The organism is Nitrospira sp. M1, from assembly GCF_965152605.1.
Genome location: NZ_OZ224217.1, coordinates 1,753,639 through 1,779,529, shown reverse-complemented (window position 1 = coordinate 1,779,529; position 25,891 = coordinate 1,753,639). Strand labels below are relative to the sequence as shown.

Here is a 25,891-nt window from a genome sequence, read left to right as displayed (position 1 = left end):
CACCCATATGGAACGGTTACTGACGCTATCGCTAAATTATCGCTTCTTCACGCTCATCGCGTTACTCCTCGTTACAGGAACAGGCTTCTGGTCATTGAACAAACTGACGATTGATGCCGTTCCTGATCTGACTCCCGTGCAAGTGCAAATCCTCACCCGTTCACCGGCGCTCGGCCCACTCGAAGTGGAGCAGTTCATTACATTTCCAATTGAAACCTCGCTGAGCGGTCTCCCAGGATTGAAAGAAATTCGATCAGTCTCACGATATGGGTTATCTGCCGTCACGGCAATTTTTGAAGAAGACTTAGATCCTTTCTTTGTTCGTCAGCTCGTCAACGAGCGTCTAGCTGAGGCGTCTGAAGATATACCGTCTCTCTATGGAAAACCCATGATGGGACCTCTGACGACGGGTTTGGGCGAAGTCTATCAATTTACTCTGCGCGGCGAGTCATACAGCCCCATGGCTCTTCGAACACTCCTGGAATGGGACATTGCCAGACGACTTCAGGCCGTGCCAGGTGTCGTTGAAGTCAATATCTGGGGAGGCGAAACCAAACAGTTCCAAGTCATGGTTGATCCAGGAAAACTCCTGGCCTTCAAGCTCTCACTTCAACAGGTCTTTCACGCACTTGAACAGAATAATGCTCTGGCTGGTGGTGGCTACATTGAGCATGAACGTGAACTCTACCTGATTACCGGTGAGGCGATGGCGACCACGACGGACGAGCTTGGACAAATCGTGATTGACCATGGTCCAGACGGGGTCCCGATATTGGTGAAGGATATTGGCGAAGTCAAAGAAGGGGCCGCCTTACGTATCGGAGCTGCAACTCGGATGGGCGAAGGTGAAACTGTCATCGGCATGGTGCAAATGCTTGCTGGCGCTAATGCTCAACAGGTGGTCACCAAGGTAAAAGAAAAAGTTCAAGACATTCAATCCACACTCCCACCTGGCATTGTGATTGACCCCTATTACGACCGAACACTGTTTGTAGAGAAAGTCATACGAACAGTGCGAAATAATCTTCTAGAAGGAGGCTTGTTGGTCATCGCCATCTTGTTTTTGTTTCTGGGGGATCTTCGCGCCGGCCTTATTGTTGCCACGGCTATCCCGCTTTCCATGCTCATGGCGGTCACAGGCATGTATCAGGCTGGACTCTCGGGTAACCTCATGAGCTTAGGCGCCATTGACTTTGGTCTCCTTGTCGATGGAGCAGTCGTCATGATTGATAACATTTTGCGAAAACTCGGGACGCGAGAACCTCGTTCTCCTGAAGAAAAACTTACGACGATTCACGCAGCAGCTAAAGAAGTCTTACGTCCTGTCGTTTTTGCCATCGGTATTATTATTTTGGTGTACATTCCCATTCTCAGTCTTTTGGGTATAGAGGGAAAAATGTTTCGCCCAATGGCGATCACGGTCATTTTTGCTCTCATCGGATCGTTATTTTTTGCCGTAGCTGGTGTTCCAGTTTTGGCGTATTGGTTTGCTCGGGGGAAATCCGATCATGAAGAGACCTGGCTTATTCGTCGACTCCGTGCCATCTATCAACCGTGCCTACAATTTTCGCTTATGCGACCAATTTGGGTGGTTCTTCCCGCGCTTGCACTCTTTATGCTCAGTCTATTCATTGGATCACGGTTGGGCATTGAATTTCTTCCACAATTAGAAGAAGGAGATCTGGCCATACAAGTCTGGCGATTACCCAGCATTTCGATGAGCGAATCCGTCGAAACCGCTCTTGCTGTGGAACGCGCCTTGCGAGAGTTTCCTGAGGTCCAACAAGTTGTCAGTAGGACGGGAAGCCCTGAAGTGGCGACTGATGTCATGGGCATTGAGTTGTCAGATGTCTTTGTCGTACTGGCCCCGCCCTCATCATGGACCTCAGCCTCAACGAAAGAAGGTCTCATTTCACAAATGGAGACGGCGATTGAAACAGCGGTGCCCGGTGTGGGGTTGGGATTCACACAACCTATAGAAATGCGTTTTAACGAATTGATTGCCGGGACTCGGTCAGACTTGGCTGTAAAAATTTTTGGCGAGGACATGCAGGAACTACGGAATCAGGGTGAACGAGTCGCACACGCACTCGAACAAGTGTCAGGAGCCCAAGATATTAAGGTGGAACAGGTAACAGGCGTCCCAAGGATTCGCGTGATCGTGGATCGTGAACAGATTGGACGATATGGACTGAACGCAAAAGATGTGTTGACGATTGTCGAATCAGCTCGCGTCGGACAAACTGTTGGTACCGTGTTTCAAGGACAGCGCCGATTTGACTTGATCGTACGACTCTCAGATGACGCATCTGCCGGTCCTGCCGCGCTTGGAACCATTCTCCTTCCTACCGCTCATGGAGAACTCGTACCGCTTTCACGGGTGGCTTCCATTCGTGTCGATGAGGGTCTGGCACAAATCAGTCGTGAAAATGTGCAGCGGCGACTTGTCGTCGAAGCCAACATTCGAGGCCGAGACCTCGGATCTTTCGTCAGCGAAGCCAAAGAAATTGTCAACAAGACGGTCAAGCTTCCAGCCGGTTACTACATCGAATGGGGCGGACAATTCCAACACTTGCAAGAAGCCTCAAACCGCCTAGCGATTGTGATTCCCATCACGTTACTGTTGATCATCGCGGTCTTATCGGTCATATTCGGCACCACGCGACCAACCTTCTTAATTTTCTTAAATGTTCCACTCGCATTATCTGGGGGGCTACTTGCCTTATGGTTTCGTGGGCTTCCTCTCAGTATTTCTGCGATGATTGGATGCATCGCACTATTTGGAATCGCGGTGTTAAATGGAGTCGTCCTTATCAGTCGAATTCAAGCATTACAAATAGAAGGGTTTTCCACTCACGAAGCCATCATTCAGGGAGCCATGGATAGACTTCGACCGGTACTGATGACGGCGCTCGTGGCGAGTCTTGGGTTTTTGCCCATGGCCATCGCGACCAGCATGGGAGCCGAAGTACAACGCCCCCTTGCTACAGTCGTCATTGGCGGCTTGATCACCTCAACCACTTTGACCTTATTGGTCATTCCATCTTTATACGGCATGATGGGTCGTCATACCCGGTCAGCAGACACTTCACGCAACCTAAATACCGTGGTCACCGAATCATAAAGGCCAGATTCGCGAGAAAACAAGGAGAGACGATATGCTTGTGATAAACATTCTTCTCATACTCTTCATCATGAGTGGATTGCAAACGGTGGCAGCAGAAGATCACGTTGAGAGGTCCAGTCCAACTACCAAGACCTATCATCTTCAAGAGATTCTCTCCATTGCCTTGGAACGCAATCCACGTATCGAAGAAGAGCATGGAATTGTTGAACAAAAACAAGGGAACACACTGTCGGCATCAGCGTATTCCAATCCTACGATTGTCGTGCATAGTGGTAGAGGCTCTTTACGGGACCCCTCTATGAACACCACCATTACGGAGCGGTACGTCACACTCAGTCAACCATTGGAATGGCCAGGCACACGCATTGCTCAACAACAAGCTGCTCAAGCAAGCGTCAAGAGTGCGCAAGCGGGGTTAGAAGATGCCAAACTGAACGTTATCGCACACACAAAAAAAGTGTTCTTTGATTTATTGCTCTCGCAACAAGAAACCGCGCTCATCACACAAAATGTCCAAGCCATGAAAAAGTTGGAAGCCGCTGTGCACGCTCGAGTCAAGGCTGGAGAATCACCACCGTTCGAGGTCATCAAGACTAATGTTGAAACCTTAAAAATTCACAAAGAATTGCTTCGGACGGAAGGGGCAGAACGGTCTGCAAAAGCCACACTGAATAGTTTAACTGCCGGAGGGTTAGGTGACGAGTTCACGATACAGGGAAAGTTTCTCTCTTCAGCAGGCGACCTCGATTTCACGAAGTTTTCAGAACAAACAATCTCGACTCATCCGAAATTGGTGAAAGGGCAAGAACGCGTCAAAGAAGCTGAAAAACGGCATCGACGAGAACTTCATGCGCGAGTGCCAAACATCACACTCAGTGGAAGTTATCAACGGGATGTAGGACGAGAAGCCTTTGTTGGAGGCATTTCAATTCCGATTCCTTTATGGAATCAACGTCAAGGAGAGATTGCCAAGGCAAAAGGCGTTATGCGACAAGAAGAGGCGATTCTTCTTCGAACACGCACAAGTCTGCACCAAGGCATTATTCAAGAAACTCAAAAGTCCAATATTGCGTCGGCTCAAATTTCAACATATGAAAACGGACTTCTCAAACAAGCACGAGAAGCCTTGCGAATTGCGCAAGTCAGTTTTAAATACGGAGAGGCGAGCTTACTAGAAGTCTTAGATGCTCAACGCGTGTTTAGAGAAACACAACTCGACTACATGCGAGTCAAACATGAACTATCAGTTGCCCTGACGGCACTCGAACAGTTAACAGGAAAACTTAACGAGTAAGGAATAATGGCCAATCCAATGAATAGCAGAAAATGCCTGAGCACGATGCTTCAACAGGTCAATAGTCTTATGGACCATCGTTCCTTACTTGAAGCTCTTGTTCAACATAGAGATGAGTTTACAGGTGTCCTAGGACACGATCGCGGTACACGCCATGGCTCATTGCCAGTTCACCCCCTACCGAGACTCGCTCAGAAAACTGAAGCTAGGATCTTAGGTGTCCTAGGACACGATCGTGGTACACGCCATGCCTCGTTGCCAGTTCACCCCTTACCGAGACTCGCTCGACAAACTGAAGCTAGGATTATAGGTGTCCTAGCTTTGCAGAACTTGTCCCGCCAAGCAGGTAGCCGATATTGAAGCCTTAGCTCACTCAATACATGAACATCTACTCAAGAGAGTCAAAAGTGTCCTGGCTGATGATATTTATCGGATTTGCCATTCTCGGAATGATGTCCCTGACGGCATTCCATCTCATTGGCAGCACAATTGATGTTAAGGGATTTTTGCACGAACCGTTTGCTCTGCGGCCTCTCGGGTATGCACTACTTGTCATTGGTGAAATTGGCACATTGGGTAATTTCATCACAAACGACAAACTTAAGAACCGAAGCCATACCAAGAATCACAACGTGAAAAATCAAGGATACTGACAACGGTATTCTGAACAGTTTTTTATTTTTTGTGTCTACACGGTAGACCATTCAGACCACGACATCACATAGAATAGAGCTTGTAAGTGAACAACGACGTGTATGTCATATCATCAACTCCCCTCCTCTTAACGACGGCCCAGATCGCAAGTCAGGTACTCAAAAAACAGCCACCAATGATGCTTCATGTTACAACCTGCCCTTCCCCTTCGTAGCTTCGACAAAAAACGTATCTCACTAGAACTGCCTCATATTTTTCACTATTCATTCATTAATTCTTGACACGGGATGAACCAATATCCCTAAGGAAGATCAGGGCTATGTTTTTACTGTCGGATCAGTGTATTTCCTTAATATTCTTACTAAATAATTACCGTTGTTAAGGTCAGACCACAGAACACCGATAAATACTAAGAGGAGAGTTCTCTGACAACCCTGACGATAGGTTCTGAGATATGACATATCATCGACAAGCCATGGATTTCTCTATAACGCCCACCGCCTTGAGCCTCTTGCTTTTCTCAGTCCTTCTGCTTTGTCCGGTCATGGCACGAGCAGATAATAATATGACCTTTCTCGATAAGAAGATTATTAAGAATTTGAGATTTAGTGTGTATGAAGTGGTCGTGCCAAAAATTGAAAGTCCCAAAATACAATATGCACGCGACCTCCCGTTCCATAAACTACGTTATAAGGAACGAGAAGAAAAATACTTCAGCATCGGCACAGCCTTTTTCATTAATGACAAGGAATTAATGACCGCAGCACACGTCCTCAACCTGAAGCACTTTTCACTCTTAACCAATTTTCATATCCGTGACTCAGATGGTCGAGTGTATAAAATTGGTCACATCAAACAATTCTCTTCCATTCGGGACATGGTGGTGTTTGAACTTGAGCAGTACCCTGAAAATATTTTGTCACTAGACGTGTCCAAAGATGTTGAGATCGGCGACACGGTCTTTTCCGTCGGAAACGCGCAAGGAGAAGGTCTCTCCTTTCGAGCTGGCCAAGTTGCGTCTTTTACAACAGAACCTGAATACGGAAAATGGAAAGACATACGATTCACCTCTCCAGCCTCGCCAGGGAATAGTGGAGGCCCCTTGCTCAATGTCGACGGAGAAGTGGTCGGATTAATTATCCAAAAAAATGCGAGTGAAAATTATAATGTTGCCGTCCCGATGACAGAAGTCGACAACCTCACAAATACCGCTGACTTCTATATACGAAATATCTCGATGAACCTAAACGGAAGTCAAAATACCTATTCCATGGATTGGTCCGAACACCTTCCATTGCCGAGTGACATCGACACGCTATCACGGAAGGCACAAGCTTCCTTAAATGCGTTATACGAAAACCTTTCATCGAAGGTATCTCAAAAATATGAAAATGAGTATTTCCCAAAGGGAAAACGATTTCGTGCCTACCTGAGAAACCAAGTCAATGTGAGGCAATTCGGCGTCTTAAAATCTGATGCAGATTTCAACATGTGGAGACTGAGTAGTTACTCAAAGCAAACCATACCCATATCGGCTGACCAGAAAATCACATTAAGCAAGAGTGATCTTTCAACCCTACAGGTCAAAATAGAAAAACCTCACACTCTCTCGTTGAAAGATTTTTTGGCAAGCCCCAAGTTGGTCATGGATAATTTACTGAAAGCCTTACCCCTAACTCGCGATTTCGATGTCGAAAAGGTCAGAATCGTCAGTCTTGGAGCTCCAGAGAAAACGGAAATTTGGGAAGATCACTTGGGAAGACCGTGGATCTCTTCAGTCTGGTTTAGACCGTACAGTAATTCTTTTGTCTACAGCCACTGCTTGGCCTACCCCAAAGGCGTGATTTGCAATGTGGACATTAAAAAATCTTGGCATTTAAGTACTGGCTACGTGAGCCTTATGAAAAAGAATTTAAATGAAGTGGCGGTCGGCTATGAAGGCGGACTTGAGGACTGGGTCGAATACGTATCGCTGAGTCGGACCTATCTCCCAGCAACCTTCAAGACCAGTCGCATTCACCTACAGAACAAGACGCTAGACATTGAGCTGGATGACTTCTCGCTTCATTTTCATAGCCAGGCAATAAATGAAAAAACGAATCTGCATTTTCATTTCGGGTATTCAAACAAGAATCTCCTCGAAGAGGAACTCTTGTTATTTGAGTTAATCCCGAAAAAAGGTGTGAATGCGCATTATCGAATTCAAAAGTATTTCTCACCAAGTAAGTTCAGCTCTGACACATACCTCTCTCAATGGGATGATATAACAGCAAGGACTGGAGATTTTTCTGGAACAGTCGTCAATGACAATAAGCATCAGGTCATACGAAAAGTCGTTCCAGGTGGACAAGCAGAGATTGCCTCGGTAGACGGTGATACCTTTATACGAGAAACCGTTATTGGGTGTTTCTCTAAATTGTCAGAAGACCATCCACTTGCTCAATGCGACGAATTTATGGAGGGGATCAGCTTTAAGACACACATGCACAACAACAGTTGACCCTCATCATGGCCAAACCATCTCTGAAGAAAACGGATCATCAATCAGGAACGGTTTCTGTGAGAACCCCGGCCCCCTCACATCCACGTGCTTGAGAGAATCATTCAGTCCGATCTCTTTTGCTTTGAAAAAGGCCTCCTTGCGTGTCCAGCAGGTAAAGAATGCCTCACGGCGCAAGGTTTCGAGAATTTAAGCCAAGAGGGTGATCTCACACGGACTACAAGCCATGGACGCGATGTCTTCACACTCGATGTTGCCACAGACCCATTCAACATCGATCCCAACATCTCGACCTAACCTCACCGCGAGCAAGGCATAATCCTCACTATGAGACAAGTTAGAGCGCAGATCCGAAGCATCATCCTGCATGGCAAGGCTCGGCTTGCCAAATTTTCCGTACGAGAACCGAACGTGCTCCGGACCGCAAGCAAGATATTTCGCCAGGATAGACCGACGTGCCCCATGAGCCATAATAAAACGAACTCTGTGTAGAGGTGAGAAAAACCGCTGAGCCCGCGAAACTTCATCGCCAGCCTGCACTCGCTCCCAATCACCGGTTAACGCTCCACCTTCCGCTTGAAGGAATATTAGCCAAACATGAACCTCCTGAACCAGTGAAAACCCGCTCTCGTGACATTGAGGCCAAGTCTGCTTCACATGCAAATGTTGCTGAACCACAATCGTCCACAGCGTTTAGTTTTTGCTCTAGAACATCCCAACTTTCAACGGGGACATTCCACTTTTCCCTCGCCCTCATTCTAATGGGGAAGAAGATGAGGGAGTTCATAATCAAAAATTGCACGACTATACTTCCAGCAAAATTATTCTTATGTATCGAACGCATAGTTCCTTACGACACTCACAGGACAATGTTGTCGCTTGGTTAGAATGGAGGCCATACCCTTACGGCTATACTCTACTATCGATAGCTACAGCTCAACTCCCGGCCTCACTTACATTCATCAATGAAGAATCTGATCTTAACGAATGAAGTCTTTTCAAAGTCTCAGCAATCCGTTGATGTACAATCGGACTTTCAACGACATCTTTGTGAGTGCCTTCAATGGTTTCAGTTTTAACTTCTCCTGTCGTATACAGAGTCCAATCAATAGGTGCCTTTCCAAATTTCTTGACGGTCTCGCTTGCCCACCAGACATGAATTGGGGTCTGAACCTTGTTTCGCTGGTATTCATGCATGAGACAAGCCGCATCTTTCCGTAACGCATGAACAAATTGGAAGATTTGAATGGAGACATCAGATTCGGTCTTAGAAAGAATGCCTCGCTCTTTTGCCCACTGAACAGTCAACTCAATTTGCGACCCTACGTCCGGTTGTTGCTGGAGGCTCTCTTGAAAATGCACCCGCTCCACTTCAGGCAACACTGCATACTTTTGCTTCCCAGCAATATCTAAATACGCAAGTAATTCATCTACAGTGATGAGATTCTCGTTTAGATGTGTTTCAACTGTCATCTGTGTGTCTAAAATTCCAAGAAACGCAATCGATTGACCTTGTTCTTCCAAAACATGCGCCACGGCTAATGCAATCAGACCACCATTAGACCATCCGATTACGTTATACGGTCCTTCAGGTTGTCGCTCTTGTATAAGCCGGACATGCTCCCTTGCGATGTTCTCAACCGCTACCTCTTGCCGAGATAACGAAAACATCTGATTTAACGTGATACCGTACACTGGCTGCTCCACACCCAAAGATTTTGCGAGGGGTTGATAAGCCAGCACATGCGTACCAGTTGGATCAAGGCAATATAAAGGAGGACAAGTCCCATCTGATTGGAACGTAATCAACGAAGACGAGGTATCACACAACTCATTGGTGAAAACCTCAGCAAGACTGGCCACAGTAGGGGTCTTGAAAAACGTCTGTAAAGATAACGAATATCCTGTCATTTTCTGAATGCATGTACTTGCTTGAACCGCCAGCAGCGAATGCCCACCGAGGTCAAAGAAGTTGTCATGGATTCCCACTCGCTCAACATTTAAAAGGTCGGCCCAAATGCCGGCCAGCAGTTCTTCTGTTGGTGTTCGCGGAGCCACATACTGCCCAGCAATGTCTCCACTCACATCTGGGACGGGTAAGGCCTGCCGATCCACCTTCCCATTCGACGTCCGCGGTAAGGCCGTTAACTCCACAAACACCGATGGCACCATATACACCGGCAACCGCTCCTGACACCACTGTCGCCACACTGCCGATGTTGGTCCCACCTCACCTTCGTGCACACTATAGTAGGCCTCCAACCGTGGGCCTCCTGGCCCCTCCTCCTGTATGACCACAACCGCCTCACGCACGCTCGGCTCCCGTAACAGATGCGCTTCGATCTCGCCCAATTCAATCCGATACCCCCGCACCTTCACTTGATGATCCCGGCGACCGACAAACTCCAGAGTCCCATCCGGCCGATATCGTCCCAGGTCCCCCGTCGAGTATAATCGCTCTCCGCCCTCTGGACTAAAGGGATTGGGCAGAAACGTCCCAGCCGTTTGTGCCGGTTCATGCAGATACCCGCGCCCCACGCCTACCCCCGCCACGCACACTTCGCCCACGACGCCCACGGGGACTACCTGTCGATCCGGTGACAGCACATATAGGCACAGATTCGGCACCGGCCGTCCGATTGGGACCGCTCCTTCATCGGCTGCGGACAGCTCCGTGAACGCATGCATCGCTACATCATCCGCACACTCCGCCGGCCCATACGCATTGCATAAGGGAATCGTCGGATACTGACGAAACCATTGCCGACACACCTCAGTCAGGAGGGCTTCACCCGTTGGCAACACCCAACGTAAATTGGCAAAAGTCGGCCGAGGCTTTCCGCTCCGCTCTCCCACCTCGAGCACCCCTTGCAACATCGCCGGGACGGGTTCCCAAATCGTCATCCCCGCACCATCGAGTGCCCCGACCAGCGCCTCCAGATCATGCGCCACCACATCGGGGATGATATGCGCCTGCCCCCCACACAACAGCGGGGTCACCAGCTGCCAGACTGAAATATCAAATGCCTGGGAAGCTGTTTGGGCGAGTCGGTCCCTGGCCGTCATCGTCAACAGGTGGATCTTGCTCAACAGATGATTCATCAAGCCCGCGTGTGTCACCATGGCCCCTTTCGGCACCCCTGTCGAGCCCGACGTATAGAGCACATAGGCTAACTGCTCGGGAAGCCAGCGTGGCCAACTGTCGGTCATGTCCTCTGATCGTGTACGAATCGCCTCCATTGTCAAGAGCCCGGGCAGTGGTCCTGCTACCAACTCCCCCCCAGCTGCCCGTACGCGTCTCGCCAAGGCCTCAGTCGTCAACACGATTGCGGTTCGACTCTGGGTGATGATCTGCAAAAGCCGAGGGTCCGGATACGTCGGATCCAGCGGTAAATACGCTCCCCCGGCCTTCCACACTCCCAAGAGCATCGCCAGTAAGTTCGTATCGCGGTTATGTAAGACCCCGACAAGGCGTTCCGGGCCCACCCCTTCCGCCACCAACACCTGTGCTACCTGATTGGCCTGGGCATTCAGCGCCGCATAGGTCACGCACTCCTCACCACAGACCACGGCCACGGCCTCTGGCGTTTGCGTCACTTGGGCCTCAAACACCTCCACCACATTCTGCGCCTTCTCACCCCACACCTGCTCGGTCGCGTTCCAGTCTGTGAGTAATTGTGCCCTCTCACCGTCTGGTACCACGTCAATGAGTTTCACTGGCGTCTCTGGGGCCGACTCTAACGCCTCAACCAGATTCCCTAAGCCCGTCTGCATATACTCACAGAGCCGATGAGCTTGTCCCGGAATAGCCACTTGTGCTGTGAGCGTCAAACTTTTTCCGTCATCATCCACATCTAAACTCACTGCATAGTGCGTTCGGGCTGTTCCACCGAGTACGTCGAGTCCTTCCCCCTCCCCTTGGATTTCGTGGTCCACCAAGGACTTGTCTGTGCGTGCACGGGGCTGATTATGTCGATAATTCAAGAGGGTAGTGAATAACGGCACTTGTGCATCCACCCCACTGCAACGTTGCGCCAGAGCCAAGGACGCATGTTCATGCTGCAATAGTTGCGTTACACATTCGTGCGTCTTTCGAACGCTTTGCGCCACACTCTGTTCATCCACGCTCACTCGAACCGGCAACGTATTCATGAATAACCCCGGCATCCGCTCAACGCCTCCCGATGCATGCATTCGCCCTAACAAGACGGTGCCAAACACCACATCCGCTTGTCCGGTTATCCGTGCCAGCACTTGAGCCCAAGCCAGATGCAATAGGCTCGCAGCACTCACTCCTAAACGACGAGCACATTGACGCACGCGTTGAGCCAACCTGACAGCAACAGACTGTTGCACAGCCTCAAGCTCCCACGCATCTCCTTGTAAACTCTGTAGGCCAAATGGAGCCGTAGGAACGACCACATCCCCCAACATCTTCGTAAAGAAGGCTTCCTCCCCTGCCACATCCCTCCCTTGCCGCGCTGTCGCCACAAAATTTCTGAACGGTACTGGGGGTTGGAGACGATCCTGTTCTCCCTGTTGAATCATCTGAATCTCTTCCGTCAGCAGGGCCATCGTCACGTGATCCCCGATCAGGTGATGCCAGAAGAGCTGGAGCTGCCATTGTCCGTTACTCGCGTTCCGTGCGCTCCACACCCGCAGCAATGGCGCTTGCCGTATATCGAATCGGTAATGGCGCGGGCCCTCATCACCACACAATTGTTCCGCCAGCACCGCTTCATCTGCTCCCAAATGAGTTTCTTCAACAAGCACAGGCGCTTCACGCCAGACAACTTGAACTGGCTCTGTAAGCCCCTCCCACCAGATCGCAGTTCGCAAAATGTCATGCCGCGCAATGACGGCTTTCAACGCGCTGAGAAATCCATCCATCCGTTCACGCGTATCAAACCCAAGTAGGGTTGACAGCACATAGGGGTCATTATCCGGACTCAAGAGATGATGAAAGAACAGCCCTTCTTGTAATGGTGCCAAGGGGTAGATATCTTGGACATTGCGCGCTCCGCCTGGAACAGCTTGTACGATAAGCGCAATTTGGTCTGGTGTTAACGTGACTAACGGCAGCATCGCAGGTGTGATGCTGTCACTATCGGCTGGAATACCATTGGGAGGGACCACGATTTGCTCATCACTCGACGGCACGGCGGCGGCCAATTGAGCCACCGTGGGCCATTCAAAGAGCTGTTTGGGCGTCAACTTCAGCCCCTGTCGGTGGGCGCGGGCAATCACTTGTAGCGTGAGAATTGAATCTCCGCCCAATTCAAAGAAGTTGTCGTGGATGCCGATCGGTTCTCGCCGCAAGACTTCGGTCCAAATCTTGACTAACGTGGCTTCTGCGGAATTCGAGGGACCAGCATACGTCGTCGCTTCTTCGTCGCTCGCGTCGGAATCCGGTAATGCCGTGCGATCCACCTTCCCATTCGGCGTCAGCGGAAACGCATCGAGACGCAAGATGGCGCTTGGCACCATATAGTCGGGCAACCGTTGCGCCAGCTGTTGCCGAACCTCCTGAACATCGATCTTTGCTCCAGGTGCCCCTACCACATACGCCACCAGTTGCGAGCCGCCCGTCGCATGCTCTCGTACAACCACGACAGCATCCGTCACGCCAGCCTCACCTCGCAACTGCGCTTCGATTTCGCCCAGCTCAATCCGAAAACCCCGCACCTTCACTTGGTTGTCCACTCGGCCCAAAAACTCGATTGTGCCATCGGCCAAATAGCGTGCTCGATCACCCGTCCTGTATAAACGTCCACCTCGTTGTTGGCTGAACGGATCCGGCAGAAATCGTGCCGCCGTCAGTGCCGGACGCTCAAGATACCCACGCGCCACCCCCTGACCACCGATATACAACTCCCCTGGAATTCCGATCGGTGTCGGTTCAAACGTGTGATCCAGAATGTACGCCTGCGTATTGGCCAGCGGCCGGCCTATCGGCACTCGCGCCCGCTTATCGTCATCTGTCGTCACGGGATGCGTCAGTACGCCGACGGTCGTCTCGGTGGGGCCATAATGGTTTATGATCGTGCAGGAAGGATTCAGGGCCCGGATTCGCTCGAGTAACGATGGCGGAACCGCCTCGCCGCCCAGGATCAAACACTGTCGGGGTAGCACTTGTTCTGGTTGCGTGGCCTCCAAGAGGCCAAGTAGATGGCTGGGCGTGACTTTTAACACATCGATCGCATGGGTCTGCATATATTCCGCCATCGCATTGGGATCAAACCCTCGCTCTGTCGAGAGGACGTGTAGCGGGCGACCTGAACAGAGCGCTCCAAAGATTGCGGTATGACCGAGATCGGCTGCGACCGTCGAAAGCATGGCGGAACTAGCGTCAACCGACAACGGCACTCGCACCCACAGACCATGAAGATAATTCACCAACTGACGATGTTCGACCCCGACGCCCTTCGGTTGTCCCGTCGAGCCCGAGGTATAGATCACGTACGCCAGATTATCCGGTCGCACCGCGCTGTCAACTGGCTGCTCCGACAAGGCCAAGATCTCGGGCCACTCGCGATCCAGGCAGACGCAGGAAAGCCCGGTATCGGCAAATACGGCACTCCATTGGGTCTGGGTCAACACAATATGCGCTCGACTGTCGCGCAACAGGTACTGGAGACGCTCCTGTGGGAGTGTGGGGACAAGCGGCACATACGCTCCGCCTGCCTTCAGCACTGCCAGCAGCCCCACAATCAGATCCAAGGACCGTTCCAGACAGAGCCCCACTCGCACGTCCGGCCCCACACCAAGGGTCTGCAGATAATGCGCCAATTGATTCGCGCGAGCCTCTACCTCGCGATATGTCAGGGCCTTGTCTTCATATTGAACCGCTAACACGTCAGGCTGCTTCTGCACTTGCGACTGAACGAGTTCATGGATACACAGATCGCGGGGATAATCAACTTGCGTGTTATTCGACTCCACAAGAAGCTGGTGTCGTTCCGCCTTACTCCTCATCGCCAACTCAGAGATCCGAGCCTCCGGGTATGCCACAGCCGCTTCCAACAGGCTATGGTAATGCTTCAACAACTGTGCAACGGTGGATGGTTCAAACAACTCCTTGGCATATTCAAGCTGACAGTGTATGTGCTTATGTTCCTCCTCTTCTCCAATTCTCAATGTCAAATCAAAATGGACTAGGCGGCCCTCAACCTCAAACGGTTCTAGCGCAACACCCACAATTTGCAAGTCCTCTTTTGGGACATTCTCCAGAACAAAAAACACTTGAAATAATGGATTAACGTTCAATTCTCGAGGCACTTCCAACAACTCCATTAGTTTTTCAAATGGCAAATCTTGATGAGCCAACGCCCCTGAGACAACATCACGAACCCGACTCAGCAATTCAAAAAAACTCAGGTCTCCGCTCAGGTTCGTACGCATGACGAGCGTATTCACGAGAAATCCAATCAACCGTTCGGTTTCCGGACGCGACCGATTCGCAATGGAGGTACCTACACAAATGTCGTCATGACCGCTGTAGCGACTCAGCATGAGTTGATATACCGCGAGCATCAGCATGTAGAGCGTGACACCTGAGCAACGGCATAAGGCATAGATCTGATTTGATAGAGCTTCAGAAAGCGTCAAGCTTTCTGCCGCGCCTTCGAATGACCGAACAGAAGAAGGCGTTCGGTCAAAGGGCACCATGACAGGAAGTATAGGGTTCTGTAACTGTTTCTTCCAATAGGTCCACTGAGCCTCACACTCTAGACTTTGCAACCACTCTCTTTGCCAACACGAATAGTCAACATACTGAATCGGTAAACTCACCAACGAAGAAGGTTTCCCTTGAACAAACTCCGCGTATAGAGTACTCAGCTCACTGGTAATCAAAGCCACTGACCAAGCATCAAAGACCAGATGATGGATGGTGGCCATCAAGATATGCTCGGTCTCCTGATAACGGACTAATTGGGCTCGTACGACTGGTTCGTGTTGTAAATTAAACGATGTTGACGCTTGGGTCTTGGCAAGATCCTTCAGGAGTTCTTCCCTATCTGAACCATTATATTGATTTACATCCATTAGAGGCAGGGTAATGGGAGAAAATGCTCGAATGAGTTGATGGCCATGGCCGTCCACACTAACAATATTAGTCCGCAACACTTCATGACGACGAACAATTTCATTGACGCTCCGTTCAAGCGCATTGAGGTTAAGTCGCCCAAAAAACCGAATGCCAAAAAAGAGATTGTAGCGAGAACTTTCAGATTCGAGCTGGTCCAGGACCCAGAGCCGCTCTTGCGAAAAAGAGAGCGGAAAAGATTCGGAGGTTCGTGGGCGTGGTGCGATAGGCAAGGCCCAGAAATTAATGCCTTTGGTTTTTAGAGCCTGTTCAAACACCGTGCGTTTATCCGCAGGCAACGCCACCATCCGTTTGGAGATAGCAAAAAAGTCAGATTCTTTAACCGATGGTTTGCTACTCATTATGGTTCATCCCTAAATAAAGAGTATTTTCTAAGACAAACAACTCTTACATGGACGCACATTATTCGAGAGCATCAAGCAATTCCGTCATCCATTCTGCATCACTTTTAGTCAACGTTTTTTCTGCGCTTTCGATGACGACACTCAATTCAGAGACGGTTGCCGCCATAAAAATATCCTTGATGTCAAGTTTCACATTACCTTCATCCCTCAAACAGGAAACCATTCTCACCGCCAGCAGCGAATGCCCACCCAGGTCAAAGAAATTGTCATGGATGCCCACTCGCTCAACTTTTAAAAGGTCGGCCCAGATGCCCGCCAGCAGTTCTTCTGTTGGTGTCCGCGGAGCCACATACTGTCCAGCAACGTCTCCACTCACATCCGGGACGAGTAAGGCCTGCCGATCCACCTTGCCATTTGGGGTTCGGGGCAAGGCCGTTAACTCCACAAACACCGATGGCACCATATACACCGGCAACCGCTCCTGACACCACTGTCGCCACACTGCCGATGTTGGCCCCACCTTGCCTTCGTGCACACTATAGTAGGCCACCAACCGTGGACCTCCCGGCCCCTCCTCCTGTATGACCACAACTGCCTCACGCACGCTCGGCTCCCGTAATAGATGCGCTTCGATCTCGCCCAGCTCAATCCGATACCCTCGAAGCTTCACTTGATGATCAACCCGCCCCAGGCATTCAAGCATTCCATCGGGCCGATACCGTGCCACATCGCCCGTCCGATACAACCGCTCCCCACCCCGCGAACTGAATGGATTCGGCACAAATCGCTCTGCTGTCAGCTCAGGACGGTGCCAATACCCGCGCGCCAGGCCTACGCCCCCGATATACAACTCTCCCGACACCCCGATCGGCACCGGCTGGAACGAAGCATCCAGCACATACGTCTGCGTATTCGCGATTGGTTGACCTATGGAAATCCCCTCGCCAGGTTCTGTCACAGACGTCATCGTCGACCACACTGTCGTCTCCGTCGGGCCATACAGGTTCCACACCGGGCCGCTCCGTTTGATCAAGTCTGAGGCTAATTCGGCCGTCAGGGCTTCGCCTCCGCATAGGGTACGTAATCCAACTGTGCCGTCCCATCCCGCGTCTATCAACATCTGCCACGTCGATGGCGTCGCCTGCATCATCGTCACCTGGCTCGCATGGATTTTGTCGCGTAGCTGCAGGCCATCGTGTGTCATCGCTGTATCCGCGAGAATCACCCGCGCACCCACTATCAACGGCAATAGAAGTTCGAGGAGAGAAATATCGAATGAGAGAGACGTCACAGCCAACAAACGATCAGACGCGGTCGGCTCCAGTTGCTCCCGCATCGCGGCTAAAAAGTTCAGCGCATTGGCCTGCGAGATCATGACACCCTTCGGCTGCCCGGTCGACCCCGACGTATAGATTACATAGGCGGTGTGCCCGGCATGATGTTCAAGCCCGAGAGACTGACTCATGTGCTCTCCAACCTCATCAGACACACACACGCCATCTTGGTCGAGATACACCATTTGGGCGTCAGCTTGAGGCAAGACTTGACCTAACGACGGCTGGGTCAGAACGACAGCTGGATGAGCATCGTGAAGAATATAGGCGAGCCGCGCTTGTGGGTAGGAAGGATCCAACGGAACATACCCGCCACCGGCTTTCCACACGCCCAACACCCCCACCACCATCGCCACTGACCGCTCTAGGCAGATGCCTACGAGGGTTTCTGGGCCCACACCCTTGGCCTTTAACGCATACGCCACCACATTTGCTCGGTTATTAAGCTCCGCATACGTTACAGGTTGATCCTCACAGACCACTGCCACGGCGTCCGGCGTCCGTACCACCTGGGCCTCAAACAACTCCACTACATTCTGCGTCTTCTCATCCCACACCTGCTCTGTCGCGTTCCAGGCGGTGAGAAGTTGCTCCATTTCCTTGTGGGTCAGCAAAGGCACTAGGGCAACCCGCTGCTCCGGGTCCGCCATCATCGCGTGCAACACCTGTTCGTAATGCACGAGCAGCCGTGTCATCGTGCTCGCTTCAAACAGATCCGTATTGTATTCCAAGGTACTCACCAGCCCCTGTTCCGTATCACGCAGCGACAGACTCAGATCAAATTTCGCTGTCGTCTGTTCAACCTCTAAGGCAGTTATCTCTAGCCCCGGAATCTCGAGTTCCACCTCCGGTGCATTCTGCAAGTCAAACATCACTTGAAATATCGGCGAATGACTCAGGGTGCGTACCGGCTGAAGCGTTTCCACTACCTGCTCAAACGGCACGTCTTGATGGGCATAGGCCCCCAGGCAGGCGTCGCGGACTCGTGTCAACAACTCCCGTACGGTTTCGATTCCCGTAACCTCTATGCGCATTGCCAGCGTATTCACGAAAAACCCGATCAAGTTTTCAATTTCTTCCCGCGTGCGATTGGCGATGGGTGTTCCCACAATCAGATCCGTCTGCCCCGTATACCGCGCCAGCACCAGATAAAACCCCGTCAGCAGCGTCATGAACAGCGTCGTACCTTCGCGTCGACTCAAACTCTTGAGTTGTTCCGATAGCGTTATGGGGATATCCGCCGTGACCACCGCACCCCGCGAGCTTTGCAGCATCGGTCGGGGGTGATCCGTTGGCAAAGCTAAAACCGGTAAGCGCCCGCCCAATCGATCCTCCCAATACGCCATCTGCCGGGCCAACACGTCGCCCGTCAACCACTGTCGTTGCCACTGCGCATAATCCGCATACTGAAGGGAGAGTTCCGGCAACGGTGAAGGTTGGCCATCACAATATGCGGCATATATAGTGGTGAGCTCACGAACCAACAGATGCGTCGACCACCCGTCCGATATACTATGATGGAGCGTTAGCAGCAACACATGCTCCTCCGCGCGTAATTGAAGTAGTGTCACGCGCACCAACTGCCCTTCGCTCAAATTAAACCCGGACGACGCTTCCGTGATCGCCAAGCGCTGCGCTTCCTCCTCTCGCTCGGCGTCCGATAACTGACGCAAGTCCATAATAGAGAAGGATAGCGTCTGCCCTGGGGCGATCACTTGCCGTGGCTCGCCATTCATCAAGGGCATGGTGGTCCGCAAGACCTCATGGCGTCGAGCCAACTCTTGGAAGCTCTGTTCCAAGGCAGTGATATTGAGGGTCCCTGTTAGTCGCAAGGCCACGGGAATGTTGTAGGAGGGATCATCCGGTGCCAGTTGCCATAATACCCACAATCGTTCTTGCGCGAACGATAATGGCATGGGACCTTCGCGGGGAATCGGGCGTAAAGGTAGACCTATCGCCCCTGATGCCTCCTGTTGCGCCGTCTCCACAGCCTCGTCCAACGCCGCCACGGTTGGGAATTCAAAGAGCGTTCGTAATGGCACCTCTACTCCACACACCGTTCGCAGCCGCGCCATCACTTGTGTGGCCAGTAGCGAATGCCCACCGAGGTCAAAGAAATTGTCATGGATGCCAATCCGCTCAACTTTCAAAAGGTCGGCCCAGATGCCCGCCAGCAGTTCTTCTGTTGGTGTTCGTGGCGCCATATATTGCTGGGTGATTTGGTACGTGCGATCCGGGTCCGGCAGCGCCTGCCGATCCACCTTGCCATTTGGGGTAAGGGGTAGTGTGTCAAGCTCTACCCACTGCCGGGGCACCATGTACTCTGGGAGACGCATGGTCAACGCATCTTTCATTGCTTGCAAATCGAAGGGAACGTCTGCCGCCGGCACCACATAGCCAATCAACTCCTTCCCTCCCATGTGCCCGTCTCGCGCCACGACAACTACCTCGTGAATCCCCTCCTGCTGCCGGAGTTGCGCTTCGATCTCGCCCAGCTCAATCCGATACCCTCGGAGCTTCACTTGATGATCAACCCGCCCCAGACACTCAAGCATTCCATCTGGCCGATACCGCGCCACATCGCCCGTCCGATACAACCGCTCCCCACCCTGCGGACTGAATGGATTCGGGACAAAGCGCTCAGCTGTCAGCTCAGAACGGTGCCAATACCCGCGCGCCAGGCCTACCCCCCCGATATACAACTCTCCCGACACCCCGATCGGCACCGGCTGGAACGAGGCATCCAGCACATACGTCTGCGTATTCGCGATTGGTCGGCCAATGGAAATCCTCTCGCCGGGTTCTGTCACAGACGTCATCGTCGACCACACCGTCGTCTCCGTCGGGCCATAGAGATTCCACAGCCGAACCTCCCGCATTACCAATTCCTCTACTAATTTCGTCGACAGTGATTCGCCACCACACAAGACTTTGAGCCCTGACTGCCCCTTCCAGCCCACGTCCAACAACATCCGCCATGTGGCTGGCGTCGCTTGCATCATGGTCACGCCCCCCTGATTCAGCATGTCGAGCAATCGCAACCCATCATGAGCAGTCTCCGTATCCGCCAGTACCACTTGCCCCCCAACTCTTAGAGGTAAAAAAAGTTCCAATAACGAGATATCAAAGGAGAGAGAAGTCACGGCCAACAGGCGATCCTTCCTGGTTAGCTGAAATTGTCCCTCCATTGCGGCCAAGAAGTTGAGAGCACTACGATGTGAAATCATGACCCCTTTTGGTCGACCAGTTGACCCAGAGGTATAGATCATATACGCCATTTGTAGGGATTCGCGGTAAGATCTGACAGGAAAGCGAGCATTTTCTGTATAGATTTCAGTAGAAAAAACGCTACTATTATCTATGCATAACACCTGAGCTTGACAAGGAGGTAACATGTGGTGAACAGCCAGTTGAGTAAGAACCACAGCCGGTTGTGCATCATCGAGGATTAAGGCGAGCCGCGCTTGCGGGTATGAAAGGTCCAATGGCAAGTACACCCCCCCGGCTTTCCATACACCCAATAAGGCTACGATCATCTCTACTGACCGTTCCATACAGATTCCCACCAACACCTCAAGATCTACTCCGAACGCGTTTAGGTTTTGCGCTACCTGATTGGCTTGGGCATTCAGTTCCGCATAGGTCACGCACTCCTCACCACAGACCACGGCCACGGCCTCTGGCGTTTGCGTCACTTGGGCCTCAAACACCTCCACCACATTCTGCGCCTTCTCACCCCACACCTGCTCGGTCGCGTTCCAGTCTGTGAGTAATTGTGCCCTCTCACCGTCTGGTACCACGTCAATGAGTTTCACTGGCGTCTCTGGGGCCGACTCTAACGCCTCAACCAGATTCCCTAAGCCCGTCTGCATATACTCACAGAGCCGATGAGCTTGTCCCGGAATAGCCACTTGTGCTGTGAGCGTCAAACTTTTTCCGTCATCATCCACATCTAAACTCACTGCATAGTGCGTTCGGGCTGTTCCACCGAGTACGTCGAGTCCTTCCCCCTCCCCTTGGATTTCGTGGTCCACCAAGGACTTGTCTGTGCGTGCACGGGGCTGATTATGTCGATAATTCAAGAGGGTAGTGAATAACGGCACTTGTGCATCCACCCCACTGCAACGTTGCGCCAGAGCCAAGGACGCATGTTCATGCTGCAATAGTTGCGTTACACATTCGTGCGTCTTTCGAACGCTTTGCGCCACACTCTGTTCATCCACGCTCACTCGAACCGGCAACGTATTCATGAATAACCCCGGCATCCGCTCAACGCCTCCCGATGCATGCATTCGCCCTAACAAGACGGTGCCAAACACCACATCCGCTTGTCCGGTTATCCGTGCCAGCACTTGAGCCCAAGCCAGATGCAATAGGCTCGCAGCACTCACTCCTAAACGACGAGCACATTGACGCACGCGTTGAGCCAACCTGACAGCAACAGACTGTTGCACAGCCTCAAGCTCCCACGCATCTCCTTGTAAACTCTGTAGGCCAAATGGAGCCGTAGGAACGACCACATCCCCCAACATCTTCGTAAAGAAGGCTTCCTCCCCTGCCACATCCCTCCCTTGCCGCGCTGTCGCCACAAAATTTCTGAACGGTACTGGGGGTTGGAGACGATCCTGTTCTCCCTGTTGAATCATCTGAATCTCTTCCGTCAGCAGGGCCATCGTCACGTGATCCCCGATCAGGTGATGCCAGAAGAGCTGGAGCTGCCATTGTCCGTTACTCGCGTTCCGTGCGCTCCACACCCGCAGCAATGGCGCTTGCCGTATATCGAATCGGTAATGGCGCGGGCCCTCATCACCACACAATTGTTCCGCCAGCACCGCTTCATCTGCTCCCAAATGAGTTTCTTCAACAAGCACAGGCGCTTCACGCCAGACAACTTGAACTGGCTCTGTAAGCCCCTCCCACCAGATCGCAGTTCGCAAAATGTCATGCCGCGCAATGACGGCTTTCAACGCGCTGAGAAATCCATCCATCCGTTCACGCGTATCAAACCCAAGTAGGGTTGACAGCACATAGGGGTCATTATCCGGACTCAAGAGATGATGAAAGAACAGCCCTTCTTGTAATGGTGCCAAGGGGTAGATATCTTGGACATTGCGCGCTCCGCCTGGAACAGCTTGTACGATAAGCGCAATTTGGTCTGGTGTTAACGTGACTAACGGCAGCATCGCAGGTGTGATGCTGTCACTATCGGCTGGAATACCATTGGGAGGGACCACGATTTGCTCATCACTCGACGGCACGGCGGCGGCCAATTGAGCCACCGTGGGCCATTCAAAGAGCTGTTTGGGCGTCAACTTCAGCCCCTGTCGGTGGGCGCGGGCAATCACTTGTAGCGTGAGAATTGAATCTCCGCCCAATTCAAAGAAGTTGTCGTGGATGCCGATCGGTTCTCGCCGCAAGACTTCGGTCCAAATCTTGACTAACGTGGCTTCTGCGGAATTCGAGGGACCAGCATACGTCGTCGCTTCTTCGTCGCTCGCGTCGGAATCCGGTAATGCCGTGCGATCCACCTTCCCATTCGGCGTCAGCGGAAACGCATCGAGACGCAAGATGGCGCTTGGCACCATATAGTCGGGCAACCGTTGCGCCAGCTGTTGCCGAACCTCCTGAACATCGATCTTTGCTCCAGGTGCCCCTACCACATACGCCACCAGTTGCGAGCCGCCCGTCGCATGCTCTCGTACAACCACGACAGCATCCGTCACGCCAGCCTCACCTCGCAACTGCGCTTCGATTTCGCCCAGCTCAATCCGAAAACCCCGCACCTTCACTTGGTTGTCCACTCGGCCCAAAAACTCGATTGTGCCATCGGCCAAATAGCGTGCTCGATCACCCGTCCTGTATAAACGTCCACCTCGTTGTTGGCTGAACGGATCCGGCAGAAATCGTGCCGCCGTCAGTGCCGGACGCTCAAGATACCCACGCGCCACCCCCTGACCACCGATATACAACTCCCCTGGAATTCCGATCGGTGTCGGTTCAAACGTGTGATCCAGAATGTACGCCTGCGTATTGGCCAGCGGCCGGCCTATCGGCACTCGCGCCCGCTTATCGTCATCTGTCGTCACGGGATGCGTCAGTACGCCGACGGTCGTCTCGGTGGGGCCATAATGGTTTATGATCGTGCAGGAAGGATTCAGGGCCCGGATTCGCTCGAGTAACGATGGCGGAACCGCCTCGCCGCCCAGGATCAAACACTGTCGGGGTAGCACTTGTTCTGGTTGCGTGGCCTCCAAGAGGCCAAGTAGATGGCTGGGCGTGACTTTTAACACATCGATCGCATGGGTCTGCATATATTCCGCCATCGCATTGGGATCAAACCCTCGCTCTGTCGAGAGGACGTGTAGCGGGCGACCTGAACAGAGCGCTCCAAAGATTGCGGTATGACCGAGATCGGCTGCGACCGTCGAAAGCATGGCGGAACTAGCGTCAACCGACAACGGCACTCGCACCCACAGACCATGAAGATAATTCACCAACTGACGATGTTCGACCCCGACGCCCTTCGGTTGTCCCGTCGAGCCCGAGGTATAGATCACGTACGCCAGATTATCCGGTCGCACCGCGCTGTCAACTGGCTGCTCCGACAAGGCCAAGATCTCGGGCCACTCGCGATCCAGGCAGACGCAGGAAAGCCCGGTATCGGCAAATACGGCACTCCATTGGGTCTGGGTCAACACAATATGCGCTCGACTGTCGCGCAACAGGTACTGGAGACGCTCCTGTGGGAGTGTGGGGACAAGCGGCACATACGCTCCGCCTGCCTTCAGCACTGCCAGCAGCCCCACAATCAGATCCAAGGACCGTTCCAGACAGAGCCCCACTCGCACATCCGGCCCCACACCAAGGGTCTGCAGATAATGCGCCAATTGATTCGCGCGAGCCTCTACCTCGCGATATGTCAGGGCCTTGTCTTCATAGACAACTGCCATGGATTCAGAATGGTGACACACGGCATCTTCGAATAACTGATGAACACTGCCCTCTTGAAGCAGCGGACGATGTGTGTCATTCCATCTTCCCACAATCTGTTCACGTTCTGATCCCGGCAGCAATGAAAAGCCAGACAGGCGGGAAGCAGGCTGGGTCACGACGGCCTCTAGCAACGAACGATAATGCCCAAGTAGTCTTATGATGGTTGAGTATTCGAATAGATCGGCGTCATATTCAAACCCACACTGGATTGTTTGTCGTTCTTTGGATTCCCGAATACGTAGGGATAAATCAAAGCGAGCCGTGTAGATGCTCTCCTCACAGGTCTCAAGCTCCACACCAGGCAAACTCCATCCACTGTGATCTGAAAGGTTTTCTAAGACAAAGAACACGCGAAACAGAGATGCATGAGTCCCTTGACGATTTCCTCCCGTATACTGCAGTAGATTTTCAAACGGTATATCCTGATTGGTATAGGCGGCTGACGTCACCTGCTTCACCCGCTCAAGAAATTCAAGGAACGGTGGATCACCGGAGAGATCATTTCGCAGAACCAACGTGTTGACAAAGAAGCCTACCAACCGTTCAATTTCCGGACGCGACCGATTCGCAATGGAAGTACCTACACTGATATCGTCGTAGCCGCTGTACCGGTGAAGCAAAATATTGAAGACAGCCAACATCAGCATATACAACGTCACATTGTGTTGATGACACAATGCATAGAGCTGTTGCGTCATAGCTTCAGATAACACAAGAATTTCTATTTTCCCTCTTCCTCCTTGTTGAACGGGACGTACACAGTCTACAGGAAGAGAGAAGACAGGCGGAAAATCAGCAAGATGTGTTTCCCAATACTTTTGCTGAATCTTGAACTCTTCGCTCTCGATCCAGTCGTGTTGCCAAATGGCCACATCAGTGTACTGAACCGGCAAGTCAGGCAAAGACACCGTACGATTTTGGGCAAACGCGGTATACACCTCGCGAAGTTCCTCAAGCAACAGTCCAACCGACCACGCATCAAAAACGATGTGGTGTACTGTAAACATCACCGTATGATCATCGTGTCCGCATTGCACAATGCGCACTCGAAAGAGTGGAGGTCTGGCAAGATCGAATGGAGTAGACATCTCCACTTTCTCAATTTCATGGAGTCGCATCTCTTGAAGAGACGTCGAACACGACGACAAATCTGTCACATCAAACGAAGGTAGTCGAATTTCCTCGACAACCTGTTTTCCTTCACCTTCAACGCTGACAAACGCTGTTCGTAACACTTCATGCCGATGCACAATTTCTTCGAACGATCGTGCAAGAATACGAAGATCCAACTGACCTCGAAAACGAAGTCTTGAAAAAAGATGATAAAACGGTCGACCTGGATCGAGCTGTTCAAGAAACCACAGACGTTGTTGAGCAGGGGAAAGAGGTAGAAACTCCGAAGTCTTTCGTTGTGGAACAATCGGTAACATCCGCCAATCCAAACCCTTTTCACGTAGGGCTTTTTGAAAGACTTTTCGTTTCTCACTGGATAACGTTGCCAAACCTTTTGCAATTTCTAGTGTCTCTTTCATCAGATC

At 51.8% G+C, this 25,891-nt stretch carries 8 protein-coding genes; 4 read left to right on the top strand and 4 right to left on the bottom strand.

What is annotated here, in order from left to right:
* The first annotated feature begins 7 nt into the window (after positions 1-7).
* The 4 genes from ACWHX8_RS08175 (at position 8) to ACWHX8_RS08160 (ending at position 7,575) form a co-directional block, all read left to right on the top strand.
* Positions 8-3,124 carry an efflux RND transporter permease subunit gene (locus ACWHX8_RS08175; protein WP_447971461.1) on the top strand — a complete coding sequence of 1,039 codons (3,117 nt, stop codon included), beginning with the start codon at positions 8-10 and terminating at the stop codon, positions 3,122-3,124.
* A gap of 34 nt (positions 3,125-3,158) precedes the next feature.
* On the top strand, positions 3,159-4,421 hold the full coding sequence (locus ACWHX8_RS08170; RefSeq protein ID WP_447971460.1) for a TolC family protein: 1,263 nt from the start codon (positions 3,159-3,161) through the stop codon (positions 4,419-4,421).
* A 419-nt stretch (positions 4,422-4,840) separates the two neighbouring features.
* Positions 4,841-5,074, top strand: a complete 234-nt coding sequence (locus tag ACWHX8_RS08165) for a DUF3955 domain-containing protein (RefSeq protein ID WP_447971459.1) — start codon at positions 4,841-4,843, stop codon at positions 5,072-5,074.
* Between the two features lie 455 nt (positions 5,075-5,529).
* Positions 5,530-7,575 carry a S1 family peptidase gene (locus ACWHX8_RS08160; RefSeq protein WP_447971458.1) on the top strand — a complete coding sequence of 682 codons (2,046 nt, stop codon included), beginning with the start codon at positions 5,530-5,532 and terminating at the stop codon, positions 7,573-7,575.
* Positions 7,576-7,581: 6 nt separating this feature from the next.
* Here the strand turns inward: ACWHX8_RS08160 and ACWHX8_RS08155 are convergent, their stop codons facing one another.
* The 4 genes from ACWHX8_RS08155 to ACWHX8_RS08140 all read right to left on the bottom strand — a co-directional run bounded on the left by ACWHX8_RS08155 (position 7,582) and on the right by ACWHX8_RS08140 (position 25,885).
* Complete coding sequence (locus tag ACWHX8_RS08155) at positions 7,582-7,752, bottom strand: 4'-phosphopantetheinyl transferase superfamily protein (protein ID WP_447971457.1); 171 nt, start codon at positions 7,750-7,752, stop codon at positions 7,582-7,584.
* A 12-nt stretch (positions 7,753-7,764) separates the two neighbouring features.
* On the bottom strand, positions 7,765-8,232 hold the full coding sequence (locus ACWHX8_RS08150) for a 4'-phosphopantetheinyl transferase family protein (protein WP_447971456.1): 468 nt from the start codon (positions 8,230-8,232) through the stop codon (positions 7,765-7,767).
* Positions 8,233-8,511: 279 nt separating this feature from the next.
* A complete protein-coding gene (locus tag ACWHX8_RS08145) occupies positions 8,512-16,023 on the bottom strand; it encodes an amino acid adenylation domain-containing protein (protein ID WP_447971455.1) in 7,512 nt (2,503 codons plus the stop codon).
* Between the two features lie 61 nt (positions 16,024-16,084).
* The gene (locus tag ACWHX8_RS08140) at positions 16,085-25,885 is read right to left on the bottom strand and encodes an amino acid adenylation domain-containing protein (RefSeq protein WP_447971454.1); all 9,801 of its coding nucleotides are present in this window, start codon (positions 25,883-25,885) and stop codon (positions 16,085-16,087) included.
* Positions 25,886-25,891: the final 6 nt, after the last annotated feature.